The sequence below is a fragment of the Rhodococcus sp. T9N genome (assembly GCF_024436645.1).
GTDB lineage: Bacteria > Actinomycetota > Actinomycetes > Mycobacteriales > Mycobacteriaceae > Rhodococcus_F > Rhodococcus_F qingshengii.
This window is the reverse complement of sequence record NZ_JAMSKS010000002.1, coordinates 13,338-39,642: the sequence shown is the minus strand read 5'-3', so window position 1 is coordinate 39,642 and position 26,305 is coordinate 13,338. Positions and strand designations below refer to the sequence as shown.

Below are 26,305 nucleotides of genomic sequence, written 5' to 3'. Positions count from 1 at the left end.
CTCAGGTCAGCGCAGCGTCGCAGTGACGTGCGGGTAACCCTTCTTCGGGTGGCGCAGTGACAGATCCCAGCCGTCGTCGGTGCGATCAGCGTAGGCATTCAGCGTCGCCGGTAGCAGAATCGGCTTCCCGAAACGCACGCTGTAGGTGACCTTGTCCGCGACGGACCCCTCGACGGTCCGCAGAACTGCCGCGGCACTCCACATTCCGTGAGCAATGGTCTTCGGGAAACCGAAAGCCTTCGCGCCCAGAGACGAGACGTGAATCGGATTGCGGTCGCCGGAGACAGCGGCGTACTTGCTGATCGTGGTCTGGTCGACGCGGATGGTGCTCATCGGCATCGGCGGGACCTCGTCGGCCTTGGGCTCCGGACCGGGCTGGCCGGACAGGGAGGTCTTCTGCTGGTTCAGGAAGCTCGAGGTCTGTCGCCAGACCAGTTCCCGTCCCACCCGAATTTCGGTGATCACGTCGATCAGCAGGCCCTTGCGGTGCTCACGCAGGTTCTCGGCATGCACCGAGAGGTCCAGCGGTTCGCTGACGGAGATGGGCCGCAGTGATTCGATGACGTTCTCGGCGTGAACGGAGCCGACGGCGGCGAAGGGGAAGTCCTTCGACACCATCAGCTTCATCACGGTCGGGAAGGCCAAGGTGAAGGGGTACGTGATCGGCAGAGTGTCGCCGAACCGCAGTCCGGTCACGCGGCAGTACGCCGCCAGATTGTCGGTGTCGACCTTCAGTCCGGTGAGGGTGAAGGTCTGCTGTGGCACCGAGCGCGAGTTGGACTTGTTCCACGGCAACAATCCCAGTACCGCGCGGGAGTAGATGTCGAGGGTCTTCGGCTGCTCGGTGAGCGCGACGGTCTTTGTTGCCATCATGCGCCCAGGAGGCTCTGGCCGCAGACGCGAACGACCTGTCCCGTAACGGCATTGGAGGCCGGGCTGGCGAAGTATGCGACGGTCTCGGCGACGTCGACGGTCTCGCCGCCCTGCAGGAGCGAGCTCATGCGGCGGCCGGCTTCGCGGGTGGCGAAGGGGATGGCTGCGGTCATGGCGGTCTCGATGAAGCCCGGTGCGACGGCGTTGATGGTGATGTTCTTCTTCGCCAGGACGGGAGCTTCGGCGTGTACGAGGCCGATGACGCCGGCCTTGGAGGTGCCGTAGTTGGTCTGCCCGCGGTTGCCCGCGATGCCGGCGATGGAGGAGACGTCGACGACGCGGCCGCCTTCCTTGAGAGCGCCCTTCTCGACGAGGTGCTCGGTGATCTTCTGCGGTGCAAGAAGATTGACGTTCATGACCATGTTCCAGCGGCCCTCGTCCATGTTGGCGAGGGTCTTGTCGCGGGTGATGCCGGCGTTGTGGACGATGATGTCCGCTCCACCGTGACGCTCGAGGAGGTGAGCTGCGAGGACCTCGGCTGCGTCGGCTGCCGTGACGTCGAGGGCGAGGGACGTGCCGCCGACCTTGTTCGCGGTCTCGGACAGCGCTTCGCCGGCGGCCGGGATGTCAGCGCAGACGACGTGCGCGCCGTCGCGGGCCAGGACCTCGGCGATGGTGGCGCCGATACCGCGGGCTGCGCCGGTGACGACGGCAACCTTGCCTTCGAGCGGCTTGTCCCAGCTTGTGGGCGCGACGGAATCTTCAGCGCCGACGACGATGACCTGGCCGTCGACGAAGGCGGACTTTGCCGAAAGGAGAAAGCGCAGAGTCGATTCCACGCCGGAGAGTCCGGTGGATGCCTTGGGGGAGACGTAGACCAGCTGAGCGGTGGAGCCGCGCTTGATCTCCTTGCCGACGCTGCGGGTGAAGCCTTCCAGAGCGCGCTGCGCGACATGCTCGTCGACGCTCGACGTTTCTTCCGGCGTCGTGCCGAGAACGACGACGCGAGCCGACGGTGCGAGGTTGCGGATCACGGGCTGGAAGAACTCGAACAGCTGCTCGAGCTCGCTGACCTGAGTGATTCCGGTGGCGTCGAACACGAGTCCACCGAAGCTGCTGTCGTGTGCCTGAGCCGCCGGGTAGTCGGAGAGCAGTACGCGAAGTGGTTCTGCGAGTCGACCCTTGCCGCCGATGAGGACAGGTCCGGCGAGTGCGGGTTCTCCTGCTTTGTATCGACGCAGGTTCTCGGGCCTGGGCAGGCCGGCCTTCGACGCGATGAATGCGCCGGGGGCGGACGAGAGGAACTGTGAATAGAGGTCGGGAGCTCCCTTGCTGGCTGCCACGGTCCTACCTTCTGTTGTGTTTCGGGTTGTCTCTCACCGGGCAATCGAAAGAATGCGGCGATAGACAAGTAACTTACTACTGAGTAAGAATAGTCTTCAACAGGTAATCGCACCATCCTTGGAGACGCAAGTGACAAGCAAAGCCCGTTCAAATGCAAAGCCCGCCGCACCGCGCACTGCACCGGCCGCAGCCGCTGCAAATTCTGCAGGTCAGCGCCGTCCGGTTGCGATCGTCGGCGGAAATCGCATTCCGTTCGCACGCTCGGACAAGGCGTACGCACAGGCGTCCAACCAGGACATGTTCACTGCGACGCTCGACGGTCTGGTGAGCCGATTCAATCTGCAGGGCGAGAAGCTCGGCATGGTCGTCGGCGGTGCGGTGCTCAAGCACAGCCGTGATTTCAATCTCATTCGCGAGTCCGTTCTCGGCAGCGCGCTGAGCCCGTACACGTCGGCGTACGACCTTCAGCAGGCGTGTGGCACGGGACTGCAGTCGATCATCGCCGTCGGCGACGCCATTTCGGCCGGCCGCATCGATTCGGGCATCGGCGGCGGCACGGACACCACGTCCGACGCCCCGATCGGCGTCAACGATCAGGCGCGCGAGTTCCTGCTCTCCCTCAATCGCGCGAAGTCCACGGGCGACCGCATCAAGCTGCTCGGCAACGTCCGTGCGGGCATGCTCGGCCTGGAAATTCCGCGCAACGGCGAGCCTCGCACCGGCAAGTCGATGGGTGACCACGCTGCGATCACCGCCAAGGAATTCGGCATCATGCGCGAGGACCAGGACGAACTTGCCGCTGCCAGCCACAAGAACATGGCAGCTGCCTACGACCGCGGCTTCTTCGACGACCTCGTCACCCCGTTCCTCGGCCTGACCCGCGACGACAACCTCCGTCCCGGTTCGACCGTCGAGAAGCTGTCGACGCTCAAGCCCGTCTTCGGTACCAAGCTCGGCGACGCGACGATGACGGCAGGCAACTCGACGCCGCTCACCGACGGCGCTTCTGCAGTGCTCCTCTCCACCGACGAGTGGGCAGCCGAGCGCAATCTTCCGGTTCTGGCGCACCTCGTCGATTCCGAAACCGCTGCCGTCGACTACGTCCACGGCAAAGACGGGTTGCTCATGGCTCCCACGTACGCGATCCCGCGTTTGCTGGCCCGCAACGGTCTGACCTTGCAGGACTTCGATTACTACGAGATCCACGAAGCCTTCGCTTCGGTGGTTCTGGCAACCCTGCAGGCCTTCGAGTCGGACGAGTACTGCAAGGAACGCCTCGGCCTCGACGGCGCATTGGGATCGATCGACCGAAGCAAGCTCAATGTCAACGGATCGTCCTTGGCTGCAGGTCACCCGTTCGCGGCAACCGGCGGACGTATTGTGGCTTCCCTCGCAAAGATGCTCGCGGAGAAGGGTTCGGGCCGCGGCCTGATCTCGATCTGTGCGGCCGGTGGCCAGGGTGTCACGGCGATCATCGAGCGGTAACCGCTCCACAATCTCCCCATGCGACTGAAAACTGCGCTCACCTGCAGTGATCGTCGCGAGGGGATGCGTAATCGGGGATCCGGCCACGAGGGGTGGCCGGATCCCCGAACTCTTTGCAAACTTTTTCGCGCAGGCGTGTAACGCTGCAGAATAGCTACCGATATTCATGACAGCCCCGTGTTGCTGCCTGACCCCCGACCTGGCAGCAGCGCGGGGCTCTCGTATGTCCGGATATCCTGTATTGAGTTGTCGGTGAGCGCCGCAGCGACGGTTGATGCAGCGAGGAGCCAACAGGTGAGTGACGAAGAGGGTCCGTCCGTCGAGAAGACGAACAGCGAGGACTCGTCCCTCCCGGAACAGGAACTCGAGTCGGTCGAGGAACCTCAGGCGGTCGAAGAGACCGAGTCGGTCGAGGAACCCCAGCCGGTCGAGGAACCCGAGGCCCCTGAGGACACTGAGGCCGTTGTCGAGGCTGAATCAGTAGAACCTGAACCAGCCGAAGCACCAAGGCCTGTCGACGAAGAAGCAAGCGATTCCACGGAAGCGACAGTCGACGAATCGGCAAACGAGGTCACCACCGTCATCCCTGTCGTCCCAGCGGAGGACGCACCGCCGACGGAAGTAGTCAACTCGGCTCCGGCGACAGAAGCCATCGACGAGCAGACAGAGCAGTTCGAGCCCCCGGCAGTGGTGGTTCCCCCGAAGCCGCCGCGTCCCGAGTTCGTGCAGCAGTACGACACCCAGCAACTCGAACCCATCCAGCAGCAGTACGAGCCTGTTGTCCGAGAACCAGAGGTAGTTGCACCCCCGGCGCCGCAACAACCGGTGGCGCCCGCTTCGCAGTCTTCCCGCAAGTGGGTCAAACCGGCGATAGCAGTCGGCGCCATCTTTGCCGTCGCAGCGATTGCCTACGGAGTGGACATCTTCACCTCGTCCGGGAAGACACCACGCGGCACTCAGGTCGCCGGGGTGGACATCGGTGATCTCACGCCCGCCGACGCGGAAGCCACGCTGCGCGCCCAACTCGGCCCGAGGCTCGTCGAACCGGTAGCGGTACATGCAGGCGGCGTCGACTCCGAGATCGTTCCCGCGTCTGCGGGTGTGGACGTCGACTGGTCGGCGACGCTGTCGGGCGTGAACGCTCAGCCCATCAACCCGATCACCCGCATCACGTCGTTCTTCGGCTCCCGCGAGGTGCCCGTGGTGTCGGCAATCGACCAGGGTGCGTTGGATGCGTCGATGGCGCAGCTCGCGGCGAACAGCGATCGTGCGCCCGTCGAAGGTGCAGTCGTGTTCGAGAACGGGAAGGCGACTGGTGTTTCGCCCGCTGCCGGTCAGGCGCTCGAAACGCAGCAGGCGGGTTCGACCTTCGCCGCTGAATGGTCCGATGGTGGCGTCGTCGATCTTCCGGTCGACGAGGTTCCGGTGACGGTCACTCAGGCCGGTGTCGATCGTGCGCTGCAGGAGATCGCTATTCCAGCTGTCTCGGGTGACGTAGTGGTCAACGGCCGTGACGGCAAGGTCGCGACACTCGGCGTCGATCAGATCGGCGAGGTTCTGACCTTCACACCCGACGGCTCGGGTGGGCTGACTCCGCAGTACAACACGGATGCTGCGATCAAGATTCTGACTCCGCAGTTGGCGTCGACGGAAGTACAACCCAAGGACGCGTCGTTCACCTTCGCCGGTGGCAAACCGTCGGTTGTGCCCGGTGTCGTCGGTGATCTGATCAACTGGCCGGACACGGTCAAGGAACTTCCGGTTCTGTTGGGCAGCACGGCTTCTCGGGCAACGCCCGCCGTTTACGGACCGGTCCCGCCGGCGTTGACCACCGAAGCCGCGGAGGCCCTCGGCATCAACGAGGTGATCGGCGAATTCACTACCGGTGGTTTCGAATACGCGTCTGGTGTGAACATCGGCCTGGCCGCGTCGGAGATCGACGGGGCCGTGATCAAGCCCGGTGACACGTTCTCGCTCAACGAGTACACGGGCCCGCGCGGTGCGGCGCAGGGATACATCGAGTCGGGGATCATCAACAACGGTCGCCCGGACAAGGCTGTCGGCGGCGGTATCAGCCAGCTCGCGACGACGCTCTACAACGCGACGTATTTCGCAGGTATGGAGGACGTCGCGCACACCGAGCACAGTTACTACATCTCGCGGTACCCCGAGGCTCGTGAGGCGACCATCTTCGATGGTGCGATCGACCTGCAGTTCCGTAATCCGGCGAAGACCGGCGTGATGATCGAGACGATTGCGACGTCGTCGAACATCACAGTTCGGATCTGGGGAACCAAAACCGTCGATGTCACGTCGACGACCGGCCCGCGTACGTCGCCGACGTCGCCGAACACCGTGACGTTGCCGGAGGGGCCTGGTTGTGTGGCTTCGAGCGGTGCACCCGGGTTCACGGTCAGCGACACTCGCGTGATCACCGACCACGCGAGTGGCGCCGAGATTTCCTCGAACACCCGAACCGTCAAGTACGACCCGGTGCCGATCGTGAAGTGCGAGTAGGGGATTACTTGCCGACGAGTGGGCCGAGGGTGCGGCCCGCAAGGTCGACGATGCCTGGCTCTTCGCCGTTGGTGATCAGGTTGATCACGACGCCGTCGATGCCGTGGTCGAGGATGCGCGTCTGAACCTGCTCGGCGACGTCGTCCGGGCTGCCGACGAAATGGCGTTCGGTGGCCTTGGCGACCACGTCTTCCGGCGCCGTGGTGATGTCGAGGCCACGCTCCGCGAGAAACGTTCGCTGATGGGCGCGAGCCTTGTCGCCGTCCTCGTCGATCATCATGAACGTGAGGAAGCTGGTCTCGAGGGTTGCGGGATCGCGACCGGCTTCGTCGCAGCGTGCCGCAAGTGCTTCCATCTTGCGCGGCAGTTCCGACGGGTCGCAGATGATGTTGAGGTGATCCGCGAAGCGAGCGGCGAGGCCGAACGTCTTTTTCTCACCGCCACCGCCCAGCAGGATCGGCAGGTCGTCGCGGACGCGAGGCTCGTTGATGGCGTCCTTGACGTGGTACCACTTGCCGTCGAAGGTGGGGCGATCACCGCGGAGCATCGGCGCGATGATCTGCAGTGCTTCGTCGAGTTTCTGGAAGCGCTCGGTGAACGTTCCGAACTCGTATCCGAACGAATTGTGTTCGAGTTCGAACCAACCGGCGCCGATGCCCAGGATGGCCCGACCGCCGCTCACCACGTCGAGGGTGGTGACGGTCTTGGCGAGCATGGGCGGATTGCGGTAGGTGTTTCCCGTGACCAGTGCAGACAACTGGATGGTCTCGGTGGCCGTCGCCAGCGCGGAGAGCGCCGAGTAGGCCTCGAGCATCGGGGCGTCCGGCGCTCCGATTCCGGGGAGTTGGTAGAAGTGATCCATCACGAATGCAGTGTCGAAGCCTGCGGCTTCGGCTTCGCGGGCCTGCGCTATGACGGTGGGGAAGAGGTCCTTGACCGGACCGCCGTAGCTGAAGTTGGGCATCTGGTATCCGAGGCGAGTGCTCACCGTTTCGACGTTACTCGCGATCGGTTGACCTGGCACGATTTTACCAACTCTATGGATTCCGTTGTGCTGGGCAGACTTCCGGAAGTCAGAGAAGTTCTTCGGCCGCGTCGCGTCGCTTGGCGCGCTGCTGGTGAAGCTTTACGCCTAGTGCGGCTGCCGTGGCGCCGAGGAGTGCGCCGACTCCAGCGCCGGCCCAAGTCGCGATTCCGTCGCCCGGATGAGCTACGAGTTGGGCGACGACGCCGATCAATGCGATCAGATAGACGGACCCAGCCACGAGAGATCGGGGTTGGAGACCCTTCATGCTTGCGTAGACGTCGACGTCATGGGCCTGCGCGTAGCGGAGCACCACCATCGAACAGACAAACCATCCGATGACCAGACCCAATGAAATCCATGCGCCGGTGCGTCCGGCAACCCACGGCAGAATTGCCGCTGCGATCAACGTGATCCAGTAGGCGAATTGGAACCCCACGGCCGAGGCTTCGTTCCAGACGTCGCGCTGACGCTCGTCCTTGTAGAAGTCGTCGTCCAGATCTCCGACGAACCGCATTGCCTTCATCATGGTGCTCATGCCGTCTCCTCTGGAATTTCTGTGGTGAGTTCCGATTCGGGTAAGGGGAAGAGCGCTTCGACGGTGGTCCCCAGCGCCAGGGCCAGACGAAGTGCCAGGTACACACTCGGTGCATAGTCACCGCGTTCGACGGAGACGATGCTCTGTCTGCTCACCTGACCTGCCGTGGCCAGTTGCGCCTGGGTGAGGCCGGCGAGGCGTCGGTGCTCCCGCACGTTGTTGTCGCCGGCCTTTCCAGTCATGCAAAAAGTAAAGAATACTTGTCACTAGATGTCAAGTTTGCTTGTCATATGAGAGGCTGAAGAGCATGCGTGAACGATTTCTCGAGATCGCCCTGGCCAATCCGGTGGTCGCAACGATCGTGGATCGTGCGCCGAAGCTGGGATTGCCGGAGTGGTACCTGACGGCGGGTGGGCTCTTCCAAACCGTCTGGAATCACATCGACGGCCGTGATCTCGGCGCCGGAATCAAGGACTACGACCTGTTCTACTTCGACGCCGGCGATCTGAGCTACGACGCGGAGGACCGTGTGATTCGTTCGGCGGCAGAACTGTTCGCCGATGTGGATGCCGATGTCGAAGTACGCAACGAAGCCCGCGTGCACCTGTGGTACGAGCAGCATTTCGGGATTCCCGGCGTTCCGTTCACCAGTTGCCGCGACGCTGTCGACCACTTCGCTTCCACAACTTGCTGTTTCGGGATCACCAAGGGATCGGATGGGACCTTGGACGTGTATGCCCCGCATGGATACGACGATCTTTTCGACATGATCGTCCGCCCCAACCCGGTGCTGGCGCCGAGAGAGGTTTACGAGGCCAAGGCAGCACGGTGGCGCAGGGAATGGCCTGCGCTGACCGTGGAGCCTTGGCCGGAGACCCTGACCTAGACTTCGATCGGCGGATGCAGCCTGTCCATGGTCCATTGCCGATTTCGGCGTGCAGCAAGTGAACTGGCGCCGAGTGAGGCGACGAGAAGGCCGCTGAGGACGGCGATCGAGACCCACAGTCTCGAGTCGATACCGCCGACGGTGAGTTGTCGTAGCCCGTTCACCGCGTAGGTCATCGGGTCGAAGGGGTGGATGATCTGGAACGGTTTCGCGGTGGTTTCGACGGGATAGATGCCGCCGGCCGAAACCAGTTGCAGCATCAGGAACGCCAGGGTGATGACGCGTCCGACGGAGACTCCGAAGATGGCGTTGAATGCCTGGATCAACGCCATGTACGTGGCAGTGATGAGCATCAGGAATCCGACGGTGCCGAGGGCGTGTGTGGGGTGCAGGCCGACGGCGAAGTGCACGACCAGGTACATCACGATCACCTGGCAGATGCCGATGAGCAATGCCGGCCAGTACGAGGCGAGGACCACTCGCAGCGCGCCGAGTCCGTTTGCGATGGGCCGGTTCTGGAGCGGCTTGAGCAGCATCCAGGTGATGATGCCGCCCACGAACAGCGCGAGAGGCAGGAAGAACGGAGCAAAACCGGTTCCGAACGTGCTTGCCCGGTTCTCGTACGTCTCCTGTAGTTCGACCGGGCTGGAGAGGGTTTGAGCGGTTGCGGTTCGCTGCTGATCGCTCCAACTGGGGACCTGACCGGCGCCCTCGGTGAGTTTGGTCGCGAGTTCGGCAGACCCGGCACGGAGTTGCTCGGTGCCGTCTGCGAGTTTGGCTGCACCATCGGAGAGTTGAACGCTTCCGTCGGTGAGTTGAACCAGTCCACTACTGAGGGTTTGAGCGCCGTCGTTGACTTGCTGACCGCCGTCACGCAGCTGTACCAGGCCGTTGCGGAGTTCACCACCGCCGTTGGCCGCGGCGCTGAGCCCGGCTCGGAAGGTGCTCGACGGATCGTCGAGTTGGTAGGCGAGTTGTTGTGCACCGCTCTTGAGTTCGCCCAGTTGGCCCATGGTCGCTTCACCGAAACCCTGAGTGCGCAGCATGTCCTGGGCAGGCGCGAGGGCATTGGCGATCTGTTGGCTGACGGGATCCGGGTTCAGTCGAAGGCTGGCCACTGCCTGCCCGACCAGCTGTGCGACGTCTGCTTGTGTGTTCCCGAGGACACTCAGTTGGTCGACGACCTGGGTGACGCCACCACTGAGTTGGCTTGCACCGTCGCCAAGTTGGACGGCTCCGAGATCGAGCTGCCCCAGACCGTCGGTCAGTGCGAGGACGCCGTCCGTGGCGGTGTTGATACCGGTCGAGAGTTGGGCTGTACCGCCGGCAAGAGTGGCTGCACCGTCACGTGCGGTAACCATGTTGTCGGCCAGAGTTTTCGAGCCCGACGCCAATTCGCCGGCTCCGGCGTTGGCAGTGTTCACTCCGGCCGAGAGCTGGAGCGCTCCGTCGGCGGCCTGCTTCAAACCAGCACCCGCATCGGTCAATCCGACCAGAACTGTTTCGACGGACTGCGCGCCGATCTTGTCGCTGACCTGACTGAGGACCTGCTGGGCGGCGTTTTGGCCGATGATGGTGCCGAGGTAGTTGTTGACGTCGTTGAAGGTGAACTGCAACTGAGCTTTGTGGGGGTCCTTGGTCGTCGGGGAGGCGACGGCCTCGCTGAAATTCTCAGGCAATGTGAGAGAGAAGTAGTACGTGCCGTCCGAGACTCCCTGAGCGGCTTCCTGCTGCGAGACCAGGTGGAGATCGAGCTCACCGGAATCGAGCAGCGCTTGGCTTACCTCGTCGCCCGCGTTGAGCTCCTGACCCTGCACCATCGCGCCGCGGTCGGTGTTGACCAGCGCGACGGGGACCTTGTTGACCTCACCGAACGGATTCCAGAACGCCCACAGGTACATCGCGCCGTACAGCAGTGGCATCAAGATGATGGTGACGAGTGCGATCCTGGGCATCGCGCCGCGGGAGAACCGCTTGAGTTCGGTTCCGAGAGACATTCCAGCGAGCATCGCGGTTACCTCGCCCCTTCTTGGTCGGGATTGGTGACTTCTTGGAGCAGGGTGACGGCATCGATGGGTGATCCGTCTGGCAGCGGGTTGACGGTCGACGCGATGATGGTCTGGTAGCTCCCCATCTCGACGAGTCGCTCGACGAGGTACGCACGTTCGGAGTCGCGCCGCACTTGTTCGAGATCGTCGACGACAAGCAGGGCCGGCTTTTTCGTGTTCGCGACGGCGATACGCAGCAGGATCGCCTCGAGTTCCCCGAGATCGCTGACGTACCGGCCGAGCGCAGGTAACGGATGATCGCCGAAGACGGGAGCGCACACCGCTTCGAGTTCGCGGTCTCCGGCGCGTCCGATGAGCTTGTACCAGGGCGCATCCCAGCGAATTTGTTCGGTGATCAGATCGCGGACGGTGACGGATTCGGCAAGCTCGTCGATGTCCTCGAACCCGGCGACCCCGGCGATCTCGAAGATCTCGCGGGGACGCGTTCGACCGAAGACGGACAGTGAGCCGGAACTGGCTTTCATTCGTCCGCTGAGTGTCAGAAGTAAGGACGTACGTCCTGAACCGGCCGAGCCTTCGAGGATGGTCACACCGCCCGCACGAATCTCGAGATTGACGGGTCCGAACACCGGCCCCCATGGGCCGTCGAGCGCCAAGTCCGTGGCGGTCAATGCCAGGTCAGGGGCGTAATCGGGTTGTGCGTGCTCTGGTGCGACCACGATGATCACCTGTCTGTTGATCTACTCGGCCTGCGAAAGAACCGAGTGCTGGTTCAGTGGACGTTCGTGCTCACCCAATCACATCGGTAGCGGGCGAGCGGTCCCATGAATGGGATGTGTCGGACACGTTCGACAACTTGAAGACCGAACGGTATGTATTCTGTTGGAAACGGAACGGGGGAGTCGAGGTGCCGGTTCGTAGGCGCGGTATGTGCGCGGTGCTGGTCATGGCCACCCTGTCGGTTGTCTCCTGTGCCGGTGAGCGCGAGTCGCCCCCGTTCGTGTCGAGCGAGAGGCTTTTCGAGTTCACCGGTCGCAATGTCGGACCCGTGACCGTTCCGCCCTTGCCTTCCGATCGGCACGAGTCCGAAGCAGCGCCGTACGGAGCCATCACCCTGTCCGGTGGGTGGAGCGGCGCAGCCAATGTCTCGCTGCCCGGATCCGTCACGTGTTTCGAGCACAACTGGGCGGATTCGCTGCCCGCCGGTCACCGCCAGTGGGCCTACGAGGTGCACACCAGTTCCTTTTACGAGTACGACGGCGGCGGCGAATATCCGGGGCGTGATTTCCAGTTGCAGGTCTACGTGAACGAAAAACCGGAACCAGGTCAGTCCGGGGCGACGATGATGTTCTCGGATCAGAGCGGACAGTTCGTGTCCTTCGGTGGCGGCGTCGACAATTCCATCGAAATCGTCAGTTCTCCGGACCGCAGGCGCGTGGCGCTTTCCCTGGTGGGAACGGCGGCACGGCCCGGCGAACAACCGACGACGTCCGTACTGTCCGCACAGATCAGTTGCCCGACCGTCGAGCGCAGATGACCTCGGATTCCATGGACTGCTGAGCATGAAAATGCCGGCCCCGAAACGTTCTCGGGACCGGCACTTTTCATGAATCAGGAACGAATCAGAATGCTGCTTCGTCGATCTCCATGATGTCGTTCTCGGTGTTCGCGACGATCTCGCGTGAAGCGGTGAGCTCGGGCAGGACGTTCTTGGCGAAGAAGGAAGCGATGGCGACCTTGCCCTCGTAGAAGCCCTTGTCCTTGTCGGAAGCGCCGTTGTCGAGTGCTGCGAGAGCGATCTCGGACTGGCGGAGCAGCTGCCAGCCGATGAGCAGGTCGCCGACGGACATCAGGAAGCGGACGGAGCCGAGGCCGACCTTGTACAGCTCGGTGGGCTGCTCCTGAGCTCCCATGAGGAAGCCGGTGAGCGTGGCGGCCATGGCCTGGACGTCTTCGAGTGCGGTGGCGAGCAGTGCGCGCTCCGCCTTCAGACGACCGTTGCCGGCTTCGCTGTCGATGAAGGTCTTGATCTGTCCGGCAACGTGAGCGAGCGCGACGCCGCGGTCACGAGCGATCTTGCGGAAGAAGAAGTCCTGAGCCTGGATGGCCGTCGTGCCTTCGTACAGCGAGTCGATCTTGGAGTCGCGGATGTACTGCTCGATCGGGTAGTCCTGCAGGAAGCCGGAGCCACCGAGGGTCTGCAGGCTGTCCGTCAGGTACTGGTACGCACGCTCGGAGCCGACGCCCTTGACGATCGGGAGCAGCAGGTCGTTGACGCGGAACGCGGTGTCCTTGTCTGCGCCCGAGACGAGCTGGGCGACAACCTCGTCCTGGTGAGCTGCGGTGTAGAGGTACACCGCGCGCAGGCCTTCGGCGTATGCCTTCTGCATTGCCAGGCTACGACGCACGTCGGGGTGGTGCGTGATGGTCACGCGCGGTGCTGCCTTGTTGGTCATCTGGGTCAGGTCTGCGCCCTGCACGCGCTGCTTGGCGTAATCGAGAGCGTTGAGGTAACCGGTGGAGAGGGTGGCGATTGCCTTGGTGCCGACCATCATTCGAGCGTGCTCGATGACGTCGAACATCTGGGCGATGCCGTTGTGGACCTCGCCGACCAGCCAGCCCTGTGCGGGGATGCCGTGGCCGCCGAAGGTGACCTCACACGTGGCGGAGACCTTCAGGCCCATCTTGTGCTCGACGTTGGTGACGAAGACACCGTTACGCTCGCCGAACTCTTCGGTCTCGAAGTTGAAGTGCGTCTTCGGGACGAAGAACAGGCTCAGGCCCTTGGTGCCCGGTCCGGCGCCTTCGGGGCGAGCGAGAACGAGGTGGAAGATGTTCTCGAACAGGTCGTCCGAGTCGGCCGAGGTGATGAAGCGCTTGACGCCCTCGATGTGCCAGGAGCCGTCGTCCTGCTTGATCGCCTTGGTGCGTCCGGCACCGACGTCGGAGCCGGCGTCGGGCTCGGTGAGGACCATCGTGGCGCCCCATCCGCGTTCGACGATGGTGGCTGCCCACTTCTTCTGCTCTTCGGTGCCGTTGTTGAACAGCACGTCCGCGAAGGCGGGTCCGGCCTGGTACATGTGCGCTGCAGGCTGTGCGCCCAGGATCAGCTCACCGATGGCCCACACGACGGATCGGGGAACCGGCACGCCGCCGACCTCTTCGCTCAATCCCATGCGGTACCACTCGGCATCCCACAGAGCCTTGAACGACTTCTTGAAGGATTCCGGAAGTGCAACGGTGTGCGTCTCGGGATCGAAGACAGGGGGGTTGCGGTCCGCATCGGCGAAAGATTCGCCAAGCGGTCCCTCGGCCAGGCGTGCGACCTCTGCCAGCATGTTGCGGACAGTGTCGGCATCCAGGTCGCCCCAAGCGCCTTCGCTCAGTGGCTTCTCCAGTCCGAGAACCTCGAAGAGGTTGAACTCCAGGTCCCGAACGTTGCTCTTGTAATGGCCCATGTCTTCTGCTTCTCCCAGTGAGGTGGTGCGGTCCAGCACTCCTAGTACCGCCCGAAGTTTATTACTCGTCGGTAACTTAATACATGTTACTAGCCGTTCTTTGCATTGCCAACACCGGATTTGCGTCCGATGACAAGCGCGTCGACCGCGATTCCCGTTTCGGTGTGCCTGTGGGGATTTCCGGCGATCTCGAACTCGAGCTTTCCGCGGAACTCCTGCATCAATTCTTCTGGTGTGTAAAGGATTTCGGGATCTTGCGGCCCGCCGACGCCGTAGTCGATGTTGCTTCGGTCGTGACCCAAAATCATGAGGATTCCGTCAGGTTTCAGAGAATTTATGGCACGGTTCACAACCAGGGTGCGTTGTGGTGCGGGCAGATGAAGGTAAAGAAGCAGGGCCAAGTCGTATCCCTGCCCGTTCCTCGAGGCGTAATCGGCGACGGTGACGTCGCCGCATCGGTAGTCGAGCCGGTCGAGAACCGATCGGGGTGAGCGGGCCGCGATCGTGCGGGCTTTCTCGATCGCGACGGCCGAGTAGTCGATGCCGGTGACCTCCCAACCGCGAGTCGCGAGCCACAACGCGTTACGGCCCTCGCCGCACGCCAGGTCCAGTGCCTGGCCGTGGGGGAGGGCCGTCGCGTATTCCACCAGCAATTCGTTGGGAGGAGCGCCCCAGACGAGCTCGGTTTCTTCGTACTTCTTGTCCCAGGCCGCCGCATCCATAGATGACGACGGTAGTGCCACTCAGTGGTTACGCACTCCGTCCATCGGGTTCTTGCGTAGAGCGGCGCGCGTCGGGATCGCGATGGAGACAAATCCCAGAACAGCGGTCACCGCGACGATGGAACCGTAAATCGCCGGTGAAATCGCCGGGATCGGCTGCCCGGACACCGCTACGGCAATGCCCATCAGAGGCGGCAGGGCGATCAGTGATCCGACCACGACGGCGATTCCCACCACCATCAACGACTCGATGCGCATCATTGCTCGGACCTGCCTCGTCCGCGAGCCCACCAGTTGAAGGAGCGCGAACTCGCGGGAACGCTCGGCAGTGGCGGCGACCAGGGTGTTCACGACGGCGACTGCGAGATAGCCGAGCAGGACGAGGACGGCGAGGATGCTGACCCACGACTGCATACGGCGCTGATCTTCGCCCGCGGCCCCGAACTGGTCCTGGTTCATCGCGGCGATCGAGGGGAACGAGCGCAACGACTGCTGGACTTCGGCCGACCGTCCGGGTTCGGCAGCAACCAGAACGGTGTCGATCAGAGCGTCGGTGGAGTGCTGACGCAAAGTCTCGATCGGCATGGTCACGTCCCCGAATCCGAGGCCGCGACCATATTTTGCGACGACCATGGGATGTACCAGTGTTCCGTCACCCAGATAGAGGTCGACGCGCTGGCCTACCTTGGCTCCGAGGGTGAAGGCGCCGTCTTCGCTCACGGCAACGGTATCGCCGGTCAGAGCGCTGAGGTCGCCCTCGGTCACCGCGAGATCGAGGGTCGCGTCGGCGCTGGCGGCGTCGATGCCCTGGGCCGCGATCGCGCTGTCGGCTGAGCCGCCTTCCTCTCCGCTGGGTACCGGGAGGACTTGACTGCGGACCACCGGGTTTGCCGCACTCACTCCGGGCACCGATGCGATCGACTCGAGGAGCGAGGGAGCGATACCGGCTGGTGCGCCGACGATCAGGTCGGCGGTGACGCCCTTGATCGACTGGTTGGTCGCCTCGGCGGCGACGGTGCTCTGGCTGAAGAACTGCACCGAGCCCAGTGCGATTGCGAGAGCCAACGGAACAACCGCCGACGAGAGCCGTCTCGAATTGGATTCGGCGTTGGCGGCAGCGAGAACTTTGGACGCCGACCCACTGCGGCGCAGCGGACCGCCGATCACCTTGATGATGCCGCGCACCAACAAGGGGCCGAGCAGCGCGACCGAGAAGATCAACAACAGTGCGCTCGAACCGGCTCCAGCGGCCGCCACGCTGCCGGGCAGGAAAGCAGGGAGGACGCAGGCGCTGAGGCCGGCGGCGCCGAAGATCAGCCCGGTGACGATGCGTCCGCGGCTCAGTTTCGCCGGGCCGCTTTCGGATTCGCGAAGCGCTTCGACGGGGTCGAGCTTCGCCGGTCGTCGTGCCGCGATCGCCGCTGCCGCGCGGGCAGTGAGTACGCAGATCAGGAAAGCTGCGATCGCCGGAAGCGGGCTGTAGGCCAGCGCGAAATCGGTGGGCATGACCCCGGCGTCGGCGAACTGTGCGCCCAGCACTCGGGCGAGCAGGTATCCGGGCACCGCGCCGAGAGCTGCCGCCGCAGCAGCAACGAGCAGCACTTCACGTCCGATCATGACGTGCACTTGCCGCGTGGTGGCTCCGATTGCCCGCAACAGAGCGAACTCTCGGCGCCTGGCGTTGATCGAGAGCGACAGCGTGCTGGAAACGACGAACATACTGACCATCAACGCGAGACCGGCAAACGACGCGCAGAGCACGATCAACTGCGTCCGCGCAGCACCGGCGTCGAGGAATTCGATGCCTCCGCGTGCAGTGCCGGTCGAGACCTCCGCACCGGTTCCGGCGAGTGCATCGCGGGCGAGAGCGGCAGCATCCACGCCTTCGGGAGCGATCAATCCGACTGCGGTGACAGCGTTCTGGTGCGGCCACAACCGTTCGGCCTCTGCGTCGTCGAGGAAGACGAGTGCCGGACGGTCGGGTGACGGCACCGAAGCCGAATCAGCTGTGCCGACGACGGTGTACTCGTCCGTTACCGCGCCGTGAGCCAGCGTGATTCGCTCGCCGAGCGCGGCGCCCGTGGTCGAGACCACCTCGTCGCGGCTCTGCGGAGCGCGCCCCTCGGTGAGCGAGTACGGCGCCAATTGTGCTGTGTTCCAAGGATGTGCATCGAGTACGACGCCCTCGGCCGTGCTGACCGGGACGGAGGTGTCGGGAACCACCGTGACATCGAGTGTGTCGAGCTTGCGGACCGTATCGCCGTCGAGGAGAACTCGCTCGGCAAAGGGCTGATCGGCGTCTTCCTTGACCTCGAGCGCCTGTGGTGCACTCACGACGGCGTCGGCACCGGCGTAGAGATGTGGTGAGACACCGCCTCGCACTCCCGATTCCAGCAGCACACCCAGACCGCAGGTGAGGAGCGCTGCGCAGAATACGGAGACGAACACGGCGACGAAACCGGAGCGATGCGCTTTCAGGTGCGCAAAGGTGTGCGCTTTCATCATCACCAGTCCCCGAGGTGTGTCATGCGCTCGGCGATCTGCTGCGGGGTCGGGCGGTCGATGTGCCCGACAAGTTTCCCGTCGGCGAGGAACAGCACACGATCGGCGTACGACGCGGCCACCGGGTCGTGCGTGACCATGACGATGGTCTGGTCGAACTCGGCGGCTGTCCGGCGCAACAACTCCAGAACCTGCTTGGCGCTACGGGAGTCGAGGGCGCCGGTCGGTTCGTCGGCAAAGAGTGCGTCGGGGTGGGTGACGAGGGCGCGTGCGATGGCGACGCGTTGCTGCTGACCGCCGGACAACTCGGAGGGTTTGCGCTTTCGGTGTGATCCGAGTCCGACGGATTCGAGGACGAAGGTCAGGTACTGCTTGTCGGCTCGTCGCCCGGCGAGGAGTAGGGGGAGCGTGACGTTCTGCTCGACGTCGAGAGCGCCGAGCAGGTTGTAGGCCTGGAAGACGAAACCGATGTGATCGCGACGGAAGATACTGCGGGCCTTCGGCTTCAGCTGTGAAATTTCGGTATCGCCCAGCCACACCGATCCGCTGCTCGGTCGGTCGAGCCCGGCGGCGCAGTGCAGGAAAGTGCTCTTGCCCGAGCCGGATGGGCCCATCACTGCGGTGAAGGTGCTGCGCGGCAGAGTGAGGCTGACGTTGTCGAGGGCGGTCACGGCGCCGCGGCCGTTGCCGTAGACCTTGCTGACCCCTTCTAGTCGCACGGCAGATGTTCGAGCTCCCGTGGCACCAGGGGCCGGCGAGGCGAGGACCGAGTGTCGATTCTTCATGGGAAGAACGCTATGGAGATTCGGCATTCGTCGACATCCAGCAGAGTCCCGAATCAATGGTGTAGCCAGCTGTAGTGGATCGTGCGGTGTGGTGCGGCATGCTGGGGCAGTGAAGAAGAGAATCAGGGCTGCGGTGTACGTGCTCGTCGAGGGTGCGGCAGCTGTTGTTTCCCTGTTCTTGCTGATGGTCGGTCTCATTCTGTTGTCGCTCTCGATTCTGATCGTCGGCTGGTTGCTGTTGCCGTCGTACGTGCGAGTGCTCCGGTGGTGGGCCGGCCTGGCTCGCAAACGCACCGCTGCGTACACCGGACGCCCTGTTCTGCAGCGATACCCACCGATGCCCAGCAATCCGACATTCGGGGACTGGAGCCGGTTCCTCACCGATCAGTCGACGAGGCGCGACGCGGCCTGGTTGTCGATTCATGGTCTGGGTGCTTTCGTCGCGGCGATGCTGACCATTGCTCTGCCACTCGGTGCGCTCAATGCGATTGCCGTCCCGCTGTACTGGCAGCAGATGCCCGCGGGCGAACCCGTCAACAACCCGTACCCCGTGACGTCGTGGCTGGGCGCTGCCGGAATGCCGTTGATCGGCATCCTGTACTTCCTGATCGCGTGGTGGTTGATCCCCGCGATGGCGAAATGGATCAGCTGGTCGACCACGACTTTGCTTGCGCCGGATACGCGTTCGGACCTCTCGAAGCGCGTCACCGCCCTGACGGCCAGCCGCGCTGCGGCGCTCGACGCGCATTCGGCCGAACTCAAGCGCATCGAGCGGGATCTGCACGACGGAGCGCAGAACCGTCTGGTCGCGGTGGTGATGATGTTGGGGATGGCCGAGCGGTCGTTGCAGAACAATCCGGACCAGGCTCTGCCACAACTGCATCGGGCCCAAGATGCGGCCACCGAGGCGTTGAGCGAACTCCGGACGTTGGTGCACGACATCTACCCGCCGATCCTCGACGAGTTGGGTCTGGAGGGCGCGATCTCGGCGCTCGCCGGGCGCTCCGCCGTGCCCTGCGTACTCGAGATCGACGAGCTCCGCCGTGCCCCGGCTGCCGTCGAGGCTGCTGCGTACTTCGTCGTCGCCGAGGCCTTGACCAACGTCGCAAAACACAGCGGAGCCCGCAGGGTCACCGTCACGGCACGGACGGAGACGTCGGACGACTCGTCGGGTGAGACGATGCTCATCGACGTGATCGACGACGGTCACGGCGGCGCGAACGAACGCCCGGGCGGCGGCGTGGCGGGTATTCGACGCCGGGTCGAGGCTTTCGAAGGAACCGCAGTATTGGAGAGCCCGGAGGGTGGACCGACAACGATGAGGGTGGAACTACCGTGCGGATTCTGATTGCCGAGGACGACGCTCTTCTGCGAGAGGGGCTGGCCCTGCTGCTCCGTGGAGAGGGCTTCGAGGTGTCTGCCGTCTCCGACGCCGCACAGTTCCTCACGGTGTTCGAGGAGACAACCCCCGACGCCGCGGTGCTCGACGTCCGGATGCCTCCTACTTTCACCAACGAGGGACTTCGAGCGGCGATCGAGGTGCGCAAGCTTCGCCCGGGCTTTCCCGTCCTGGTCCTTTCCGCTTACGTCGAGGATCGCTACGCCGGTGAATTGTTGGCAGGAGGCGCCGGCGGGGTCGGGTACCTGCTCAAGGAACGAGTCGGGAAGGTAGCCGAGTTCGTCGACGCATTGAACCGGGTCGTCGACGGTGGAACGGTGATGGATCCCGAGGTCGTATCCCAACTGATGAGCCGTCGACGCGCCGACGATCCGATCAGATCGCTGACTCCACGCGAGTCCGAGGTTCTCGGACTGATGGCGGAGGGGTTGGGAAATCAGGAAATCGCCAGGAAACTGGTCGTCAGCGACACCGCTGTGAGCAAGCACATAGGAAATATCTTCGCAAAACTCGGCCTGTCGGCTTCCGAAAGCGGGCATCGTCGTGTTTTGGCAGTTCTAGCTCATTTGCGCGCCTGATCGTGGATCTGGACTACATACCTGACCGAAGCGTAATCTGAGCCAGCCTCATGTTGTTGCCGTGATCGAACGGTGACCTGAGAGGCAGGGGCTTATGTCCTGTACGTAACGTGTGATGTCGAATGCGCGTCATCACCAGAAACCAACGAGGAGATCGATCAATGGGTAAGCCGATTGCCAGTGTGGCCGGAGGTCGGCAGTCCGTCCTTCTCGGGCTCGGCGTTCACCGCCCGGAGCGAGTCGTGACCAACGACGAGATCTGCGAGCTGATCGATTCCACCGACGAGTGGATCCAGACGCGATCGGGTATCAAGTCGCGCCGGTTCTCCGGCGAGGGTGAAGGCATCCTCGCGATGTCGATCAGCGCGGCACGTAAAGCACTGGACGTCAGCGGCATTGCACCCGAGCAGATCGGTGCAGTGATCATCGCGACGTCGACGTGGGACCTGCAGACTCCCCAGGCTGCGTCCATCGTCGCCCACGAGCTCGGCATCAAGGGTCCGGCTGCATTCGACGTCGCGGCAGGCTGCGCCGGTTTCTGTACCGCTCTTGCAGTGGCCAGCGACCTCGTTCGCGGTGGCACGGTTGATCACGTACTCGTCGTCGGCGTCGAGTTGATGAGCGAGGCCACCGAGCCCACCGATCGCAGCGTTCGCTTCATCTTCGGTGACGGCGCAGGCGCAGTTGTCGTCGGCCCGAGCGACACCGTCGGAATCGGCCCGGTCGAGTGGGGTTCGGACGGCAGCCAGTCCGACGCCATCGTTCAGGAGCCCAGCTGGCTCGACTACACCAAGAACCCGACCGGACCTCGGCCGTGGATCAAGATGGCCGGCACCGCGGTGTTCCGCTGGGCTGCCTTCGAGATGGGCAAGGTCGCCACTCGCACCCTGGAGAAGTCGGGGCTGGGTATCGAGGACATCGACGCTTTTGTACCGCACCAGGCAAACCAGCGCATCAACGAGGTCATCGCTCGCAGCATGAAGCTGCCCGAGGGCTTCCCCGTCTCCAACGACATCGCCGAGACGGGCAACACGTCCGCGGCCTCGATCCCGCTCGCCATGGAGCAGATGCTGCGCGACGGCCAGTGTAAGCCGGGCGACAAGGCATTGCTTCTCGCCTTCGGTGCGGGCCTGTCCTTCGCCGGTCAGGTTGTCGTCATGCCGCCGTTGGCTGGAGTAGAATCCGCCTGATTGTTCCTTACGGAAGGGCGCCTCGAACCCACGGTTCGGGGCGCCCTTCCGTTTCCGTCCGGATCGTCGAACGTCTGCGATGTGGCACTCTGGCGAGATGGTCGAGAGCGTGGGGGAGTCCGAACGCAAGTCCGAACATTCAGCTGAGACGGGCGGCAGCTTGGCAAAGATGGGTGGGCAAGTGGCGCTCGCCAGCACGGTCAGTCGGATCACCGGCTTCGTCCGCACCCTTGCCCTTGCCGCGGTCCTGGGCATTGCCCTCGTCAGTGATGCGTACAACGCGGCCAACAGCTTCCCGAACATGGTCTATCAGCTCCTCCTCGGCGGGATTCTCGCCAGCGTCCTGCTTCCGTATCTGACGCGGCAACGGAGCCGTGGGCGGACGCTCGAACGAGAGCAGACGCAGCGCGTTCTCACCGTCGGAGCGCTGGCTCTTGCGCTCGTGACGGTAGTGGCCGTGGTGTGCGCGCCGCCTCTGGTCTCGGCCGTGATCGATGATCCGGCTCAACGAGAGCTGACGACGCTCTTCGCGTACTTGCTTCTTCCGGAGATCTTCTTCTACGGCGTCACGGCGATGATGACGGCTGTGCTCAGCGTTCGATCGGTGTTCGGCGCGCCGGCCTGGGCGCCGGTGATCAACAACGTCGTCCTTCTGGTGACGGTCGCGGTCTTCCTGTGTATCCCGGGGCCGGTGGCTCTGACTCCCGAGTCGATGACCACCGCGCAGGTTCTGGTGATCGGTGTCGGCACTTTGCTCGGGATCGTGGCGCAAACCGCCGTCGTTGCTCGAGCGCTGCACCGCAACGGGTTTCGGTGGCGCCTTCGCGTGCGCGTCGTACCGCACACCTGGCGACCGGTGCGCGTCGGGGCGCCGTTGCTCGGCTGGGTGCTTGTGTACGTCGTTGCCGGCCAGATCGGTGTGTGGGTGACGATGAAGGTCACTCTCTCCCGTCACGTCTACTCGATGTACACGCACGCGGATCTGCTGTTTCAAGTGGCGTACGGCATTCTCGGTGTGTCGTTGTTGACGGTGCTGATGCCGCGGATCGCCAGGTCGGTTGCTGCGGGTGACGACGTCGGCGTCGTATCCGATCTCGGCCGGGGAGCCCGGTATTCTGTGGTGGCGCTGATCCCGGTGACTGTGGCGCTCATGGTGTTCGGTCCCTCGTTGACCACCTTGATCTTCTTCGGCCGGGTCGACGGCAGCAGTGCCCGGTTGATCGGGACGGCCGTTGCGGTCAGTGCATTCGGGCTGGTGCCCTTTGCGATGGTCATGCTTCAGCTGCGAGTGTTCTACGCCGACAACAACACCCGAACTCCCGCGGTGATCGCCCTGGTGATGGTGGTCGCCAAGACTGTGCTCGTCCTTCTTGCGTCACTGTTGGCGAGTGACGAAAGGCTGGTCCTGGCCGTCTGTGCCGCCGGCTCGTTCTCCTACGTGTGTGGAGCGGTGCTCGGCCACATCCTTCTTCGAAAGCGATACGGGCTGTTGGGATTCCGTCGCGTGCAGGCCACCGTCGGAAGGATTTCGGCGGCGGCAATTCTGGCAGGTGGTTGTGCGCTCGCTTTGGTGGTGGCGGTTCAGAACCGAGTTCCCGAGCCCAGGCTTGCTGCTGTTATTTCATTGTCGGCGGGTGCGGCCGTCGGTGCCGTAGTCCTGTTGGGCGCATGCAAGGTCGTCGGTGTTCCCGAGATTCGCCGGGCGCGAGCCCTACTGCTGTCCTGAGGACAAGAGCGGTACCAGCAGTTCGTCCGGAGTGAGGGCGCCGTGCTGTCCACGGAGTCCGGACAGTCCCGATTCGACAGATCGACGTACGACGGCCACGTCCCCGGACGCAATGGCGATGACATCACCGATCCGGCCGTGATACTCGGAATGCACTGCAGGCCCGAACAATCCTGCGACTATGCCCTCGGACCTCGTCCCGATCCACATGCGGTCACCCAGTTCGGCGCGCCAGCGGTCCGCAACATCTTGTGCAGCGCCTTCTCGGGTGTGGATGTGACGACATCTAGGTTCACCGGCAAGAGCGAGTACATCTTTGGACAGAATCGGAGTGTTGTCGAAGTCGATCTTGTTCTCGTCCGACACGTCGACCATTCCGTGGTCTGCCGTCACCAGCAATCTCACGTCCGGACCGAGAGCCGCGGCGAGTTGCTCGACCAGTCGATCGACCAGCATCAGTTGGAAAATCCACGGCTCGGACTCGGGTCCGTAGACGTGGCCGAGTGCATCGATCTCGCTGATGTAGCAGTACGTGAACGTGCGGTCGGCAGATTTCGACGCCGCCACGGTGCGAGCGAGGAGGTCTCCGTATGCCTGGATTCCGGCGAACTGGGCACCGCGCATCCCGGCACGGGTGAGGCCGCTGCCGTCGAACTTCGACGGTACGACGGTTGTAACGGTGATGCCGGCTGCGGCGGCGCGATCGAACGTCGTGGCCTGCGGCTGCAGGGTTTCCGGGACGATTGAGTCGGTCTGAGATTCCTTCTTGCCCGCGCTGTGCCAACCCAGCCAGTTGAACACCGAATCGGCTTCTTCGACGTAGGACTGGTAGCCGGTGATGCCGTGCGCTCCCGAAGGCAGACCGGTCCCCAGTGAGACGATGCTGGTGGCCGTCGTCGTGGGGAAGCCTGCCCGGATGGGCGTTCCGACGAGTGAATTCAGGAATGGTGCGTGTTCGGCGTTGCGGGCGAGCAAGTTCGCGCCCATCCCGTCTACCAGCAGAATTACGGTCTTCTTGCTGGGCTGTAGATCGAGACGGTTCGCTTCGCCGCTCACTCCGAGAGAAGCGAGTACCGACGGCGCAAGCGTCGACAGAGTCGGCTGCGAGTACACATCGAGGAGAGGGGCGGGGGCGGGCATCCCATGAGATTAGGCGTTGGACGCAGAAAACTGCATACCTTCTGGGCGAGTGTTCAAATCTGTGCGGTCAAATCCGGACTTTCCAGATGATCAGCGCGCAGAGACCGCGGACCGGTGCGGCCTCCGCGCGGAGATTCATTCCATGATCGTGGAGATCTGGAACTTGGCACCTAGTGGATCGGCCACCGACGCGAGACGGCCGAAGGGCGTGTCCTCGGGATCGCGCAAGACGCTGCCGCCGAATTCGACGACCTTGGCGACGGCCGCATCGGTGTCGTCCGCCCCGAAGTACACCTGCCAGAACGACGGCGCCTCTGCCGGGAGGAACGAGCTGGCATCCATCAAACCGGCGACGACGGTGTCGCCCTGCTTGGCCTGTGAGTACCGGAACTCGTCGCTGTCACCGATCGACTCGTAAGTCCAGCCGAACACGTCGGTGTAGAACGGCAGGACCGCGGCGTAGTTCTTGGACAAGGTCTCGTGCCAGACCGGCGCTCCGGCCTCGCCGACCAAACCGAAGCCGTGGTGCTGATCTGCCTGCCAGATGCCGACGACGGCACCGGCCGGATCGCCCACGATCGCCATGCTGCCCTGAGGACCGACCTGCATCGACGGCATCATGATCGTTCCGCCCGCGGCTTGGGCCTTGGACGCCGACGCTGCCGCATCAGTCGAGGAGATGTAGGTGGTCCACACGTTGCCGTAGGGGTTTCCCTCCTGCTGGGGTCCGAGCCCGGCGATGGGCTGCCCGTCTTTGCTGAAGATCGCGTAGCCGCCGTACTGCGGGTCGTCGTTTGTGTCAGCCTGCCAGCCGAACACGTTGGTGTAGAAGGATTTGGCAACCTCGGTGTCGGAGCTGGTGAGGTCGATCCAACAGGGTGTTCCGTCGAGCGCTGTGCGTGCGGGCATCTGAAAACTCTCCTTAACCGAAACGGATACACAAGCAGGGGACGCGGAAATGTTTGGCCGAGGAAGGCCTGAATCTCACGCTACGCGCGTACCCCGACACATTCCCAGGGTTCGAGAGCTTTGGGGTATGTGACCGTTTCGCGTTCCCCGGTGGGCCGGACCTGCCAACGCAGACGACCGCCGAATCGTTCTTGATACTCCGAAGTTGATGGGGCACTTGCTCGATCGGCGAGGCCGTTCCGCGGGTGTAGTGCCGGTACGTGTCAGCTCCTGATCAGCCCCGTGCGATCGAGCCACGCGAGCGCATGACGGGTGAACTCGTCCGGAATCTCCAATTGTGGGGTGTGGCCGGTGTCACCGAGAATGATGGTGGTCCAGTGTGGATGTGCAGCAGCGGCTGCCCGTGCGGCCTCGACCGGGACAAGCCGATCGCGATCGCCGTGCATCAGGAGCGTCGGAGTCGTGATCTCTCGCAATATCTTTCGATAGGAGGCAGGACGGGCGAGGGTCATCAGCAGTGACCGTGCTGCCTGAAGGAATTCGGCATCCTGGGTAGGTTCGTTGCGGCGAATCGCCGTCAAGGCAGCGCCCGCGTCGAGGACCGCGGGGTCGGCTCGCGTCGGATCGGCAAAACACAATCTGGTCATCTGAGCGGCCAACTGCCGGTCTGACATCTTTCGGCGTCCGAAGCCGAGAACCTGCTCACCGACGTACGGCATCGAGTAGAGCGCGAATTGGGCGGCGACGGTCAGATCGGGAAGTTGGACGGGCAGGGGGAGAGCCGGATCCACCAGCACCAGGCCGGCGACTGATTCGGGACTGGCATGGGTCGACATTGCCGAGACCATTCCGCCCATGGAATTGCCGAACAGGACGGCGGGTTCACCGACCACTGCGTCGAGAAAGCGATTCAGAAGTACTGCGTTGGCGTCGACGCCGGTGTGTCGCCCACGGGCAGAGGTGAGTCCGAATCCGGCGAGGTCAAGTGCGTACACGCGCGTGCGCGCCGCCAGCGCCGGTGCCACCCGCACCCAGTTCAGGTGCGAGCCGCCCAGACCGTGAACGAGCACGATGGGCGGCGCTCCGCTGGGACCGCCGAAGTCGATCCAGTGAACGTCACCGCCGAGATCGGTGATGTTGCTCGTCCCGCCCCACGGGTGTGTGAGGGTGCTTCCGTCGGTGAGTTGGGCCGAAACAGCGGATTCCATACCTGCCAGGAT

The 26,305-nt window shown here is 63.6% G+C and carries 22 protein-coding genes; 8 read left to right on the top strand and 14 right to left on the bottom strand.

The window, feature by feature from the left end; genetic code table 11:
* Positions 1–6: 6 nt before the first annotated feature.
* Positions 7–870, bottom strand: coding sequence for a MaoC/PaaZ C-terminal domain-containing protein (locus tag M1L53_RS04020; RefSeq protein WP_007734551.1), 864 nt, complete (start codon positions 868–870; stop codon positions 7–9).
* Positions 870–2,216 carry a 3-oxoacyl-ACP reductase gene (locus M1L53_RS04015; RefSeq protein WP_007734554.1) on the bottom strand — a complete coding sequence of 449 codons (1,347 nt, stop codon included), beginning with the start codon at positions 2,214–2,216 and terminating at the stop codon, positions 870–872. The genes M1L53_RS04020 and M1L53_RS04015 overlap by 1 nt, the downstream gene beginning before the upstream one ends.
* Before the next feature lie 130 nt (positions 2,217–2,346).
* On the opposite strand from M1L53_RS04015, the gene M1L53_RS04010 reads away from it, so the two are divergent.
* Positions 2,347–3,702, top strand: a complete 1,356-nt coding sequence (locus M1L53_RS04010) for an acetyl-CoA C-acetyltransferase (RefSeq protein ID WP_054187988.1) — start codon at positions 2,347–2,349, stop codon at positions 3,700–3,702.
* A gap of 294 nt (positions 3,703–3,996) precedes the next feature.
* Complete coding sequence (locus M1L53_RS04005; RefSeq protein ID WP_054187987.1) at positions 3,997–6,219, top strand: VanW family protein; 2,223 nt, start codon at positions 3,997–3,999, stop codon at positions 6,217–6,219.
* Positions 6,220–6,223: 4 nt separating this feature from the next.
* On the opposite strand, the gene M1L53_RS04000 is transcribed toward M1L53_RS04005, so the two are convergent.
* From M1L53_RS04000 to M1L53_RS03990, 3 genes are all read right to left on the bottom strand, one after another.
* Positions 6,224–7,207, bottom strand: coding sequence for an LLM class F420-dependent oxidoreductase (locus M1L53_RS04000; RefSeq protein WP_007734562.1), 984 nt, complete (start codon positions 7,205–7,207; stop codon positions 6,224–6,226).
* Between the two features lie 85 nt (positions 7,208–7,292).
* Positions 7,293–7,781 carry a hypothetical protein gene (locus tag M1L53_RS03995; RefSeq protein WP_054187986.1) on the bottom strand — a complete coding sequence of 163 codons (489 nt, stop codon included), beginning with the start codon at positions 7,779–7,781 and terminating at the stop codon, positions 7,293–7,295.
* Complete coding sequence (locus M1L53_RS03990; RefSeq protein ID WP_007734566.1) at positions 7,778–8,023, bottom strand: helix-turn-helix transcriptional regulator; 246 nt, start codon at positions 8,021–8,023, stop codon at positions 7,778–7,780. Before M1L53_RS03990 ends, M1L53_RS03995 begins: the two co-directional genes overlap by 4 nt.
* A 65-nt stretch (positions 8,024–8,088) precedes the next feature.
* Here M1L53_RS03990 and M1L53_RS03985 point away from each other — a divergent pair, with 65 nt between their 5' ends.
* Positions 8,089–8,667 carry a nucleotidyltransferase family protein gene (locus tag M1L53_RS03985; RefSeq protein WP_054187985.1) on the top strand — a complete coding sequence of 193 codons (579 nt, stop codon included), beginning with the start codon at positions 8,089–8,091 and terminating at the stop codon, positions 8,665–8,667.
* On the opposite strand, the gene M1L53_RS03980 is transcribed toward M1L53_RS03985, so the two are convergent.
* A complete protein-coding gene (locus M1L53_RS03980; RefSeq protein ID WP_054187984.1) occupies positions 8,664–10,676 on the bottom strand; it encodes a YhgE/Pip domain-containing protein in 2,013 nt (670 codons plus the stop codon). The genes M1L53_RS03985 and M1L53_RS03980 overlap by 4 nt on opposite strands.
* A gap of 5 nt (positions 10,677–10,681) precedes the next feature.
* On the bottom strand, positions 10,682–11,404 hold the full coding sequence (locus M1L53_RS03975) for an ATP-binding cassette domain-containing protein (protein WP_007734574.1): 723 nt from the start codon (positions 11,402–11,404) through the stop codon (positions 10,682–10,684).
* 179 nt (positions 11,405–11,583) lie between these two features.
* Between M1L53_RS03975 and M1L53_RS03970 the strand changes: the two genes are divergently transcribed.
* Positions 11,584–12,213: a hypothetical protein gene (locus tag M1L53_RS03970; RefSeq protein WP_232319055.1), complete on the top strand. Its 630-nt coding sequence runs from the start codon at positions 11,584–11,586 to the stop codon at positions 12,211–12,213.
* 85 nt (positions 12,214–12,298) lie between these two features.
* On the opposite strand, the gene M1L53_RS03965 is transcribed toward M1L53_RS03970, so the two are convergent.
* From M1L53_RS03965 to M1L53_RS03950, 4 genes are all read right to left on the bottom strand, one after another.
* Positions 12,299–14,134, bottom strand: coding sequence for an acyl-CoA dehydrogenase (locus tag M1L53_RS03965; RefSeq protein ID WP_003945933.1), 1,836 nt, complete (start codon positions 14,132–14,134; stop codon positions 12,299–12,301).
* Positions 14,135–14,223: 89 nt separating this feature from the next.
* Positions 14,224–14,856 carry a bifunctional 2-polyprenyl-6-hydroxyphenol methylase/3-demethylubiquinol 3-O-methyltransferase UbiG gene (locus M1L53_RS03960; protein WP_007734580.1) on the bottom strand — a complete coding sequence of 211 codons (633 nt, stop codon included), beginning with the start codon at positions 14,854–14,856 and terminating at the stop codon, positions 14,224–14,226.
* Between the two features lie 21 nt (positions 14,857–14,877).
* Positions 14,878–17,361 (bottom strand): FtsX-like permease family protein, encoded by a 2,484-nt coding sequence (locus M1L53_RS03955; protein WP_054187982.1) that lies wholly within the window; start codon positions 17,359–17,361, stop codon positions 14,878–14,880.
* Positions 17,361–18,143: an ABC transporter ATP-binding protein gene (locus M1L53_RS03950; RefSeq protein ID WP_042452563.1), complete on the bottom strand. Its 783-nt coding sequence runs from the start codon at positions 18,141–18,143 to the stop codon at positions 17,361–17,363. Before M1L53_RS03950 ends, M1L53_RS03955 begins: the two co-directional genes overlap by 1 nt.
* A 109-nt stretch (positions 18,144–18,252) precedes the next feature.
* Between M1L53_RS03950 and M1L53_RS03945 the strand changes: the two genes are divergently transcribed.
* The 4 genes from M1L53_RS03945 (at position 18,253) to murJ (ending at position 23,036) form a co-directional block, all read left to right on the top strand.
* Positions 18,253–19,491 (top strand): sensor histidine kinase, encoded by a 1,239-nt coding sequence (locus M1L53_RS03945; RefSeq protein WP_232319054.1) that lies wholly within the window; start codon positions 18,253–18,255, stop codon positions 19,489–19,491.
* On the top strand, positions 19,479–20,120 hold the full coding sequence (locus M1L53_RS03940; protein ID WP_042452561.1) for a response regulator transcription factor: 642 nt from the start codon (positions 19,479–19,481) through the stop codon (positions 20,118–20,120). The genes M1L53_RS03945 and M1L53_RS03940 overlap by 13 nt, the downstream gene beginning before the upstream one ends.
* A gap of 161 nt (positions 20,121–20,281) precedes the next feature.
* Complete coding sequence (locus M1L53_RS03935) at positions 20,282–21,310, top strand: beta-ketoacyl-ACP synthase III (protein ID WP_054187981.1); 1,029 nt, start codon at positions 20,282–20,284, stop codon at positions 21,308–21,310.
* Between the two features lie 97 nt (positions 21,311–21,407).
* Positions 21,408–23,036, top strand: a complete 1,629-nt coding sequence (gene murJ, locus M1L53_RS03930; RefSeq protein ID WP_232319053.1) for a murein biosynthesis integral membrane protein MurJ — start codon at positions 21,408–21,410, stop codon at positions 23,034–23,036.
* On the opposite strand, the gene M1L53_RS03925 is transcribed toward murJ, so the two are convergent.
* The 3 genes from M1L53_RS03925 to M1L53_RS03915 all read right to left on the bottom strand — a co-directional run bounded on the left by M1L53_RS03925 (position 23,022) and on the right by M1L53_RS03915 (position 26,293).
* The gene (locus M1L53_RS03925) at positions 23,022–24,176 is read right to left on the bottom strand and encodes an alkaline phosphatase family protein (RefSeq protein ID WP_007734589.1); all 1,155 of its coding nucleotides are present in this window, start codon (positions 24,174–24,176) and stop codon (positions 23,022–23,024) included. The genes murJ and M1L53_RS03925 overlap by 15 nt on opposite strands.
* 135 nt (positions 24,177–24,311) lie before the next feature.
* Positions 24,312–25,085: a VOC family protein gene (locus M1L53_RS03920; protein ID WP_042452552.1), complete on the bottom strand. Its 774-nt coding sequence runs from the start codon at positions 25,083–25,085 to the stop codon at positions 24,312–24,314.
* A gap of 263 nt (positions 25,086–25,348) precedes the next feature.
* A complete protein-coding gene (locus M1L53_RS03915; protein WP_054187979.1) occupies positions 25,349–26,293 on the bottom strand; it encodes an alpha/beta fold hydrolase in 945 nt (314 codons plus the stop codon).
* Positions 26,294–26,305: the final 12 nt, after the last annotated feature.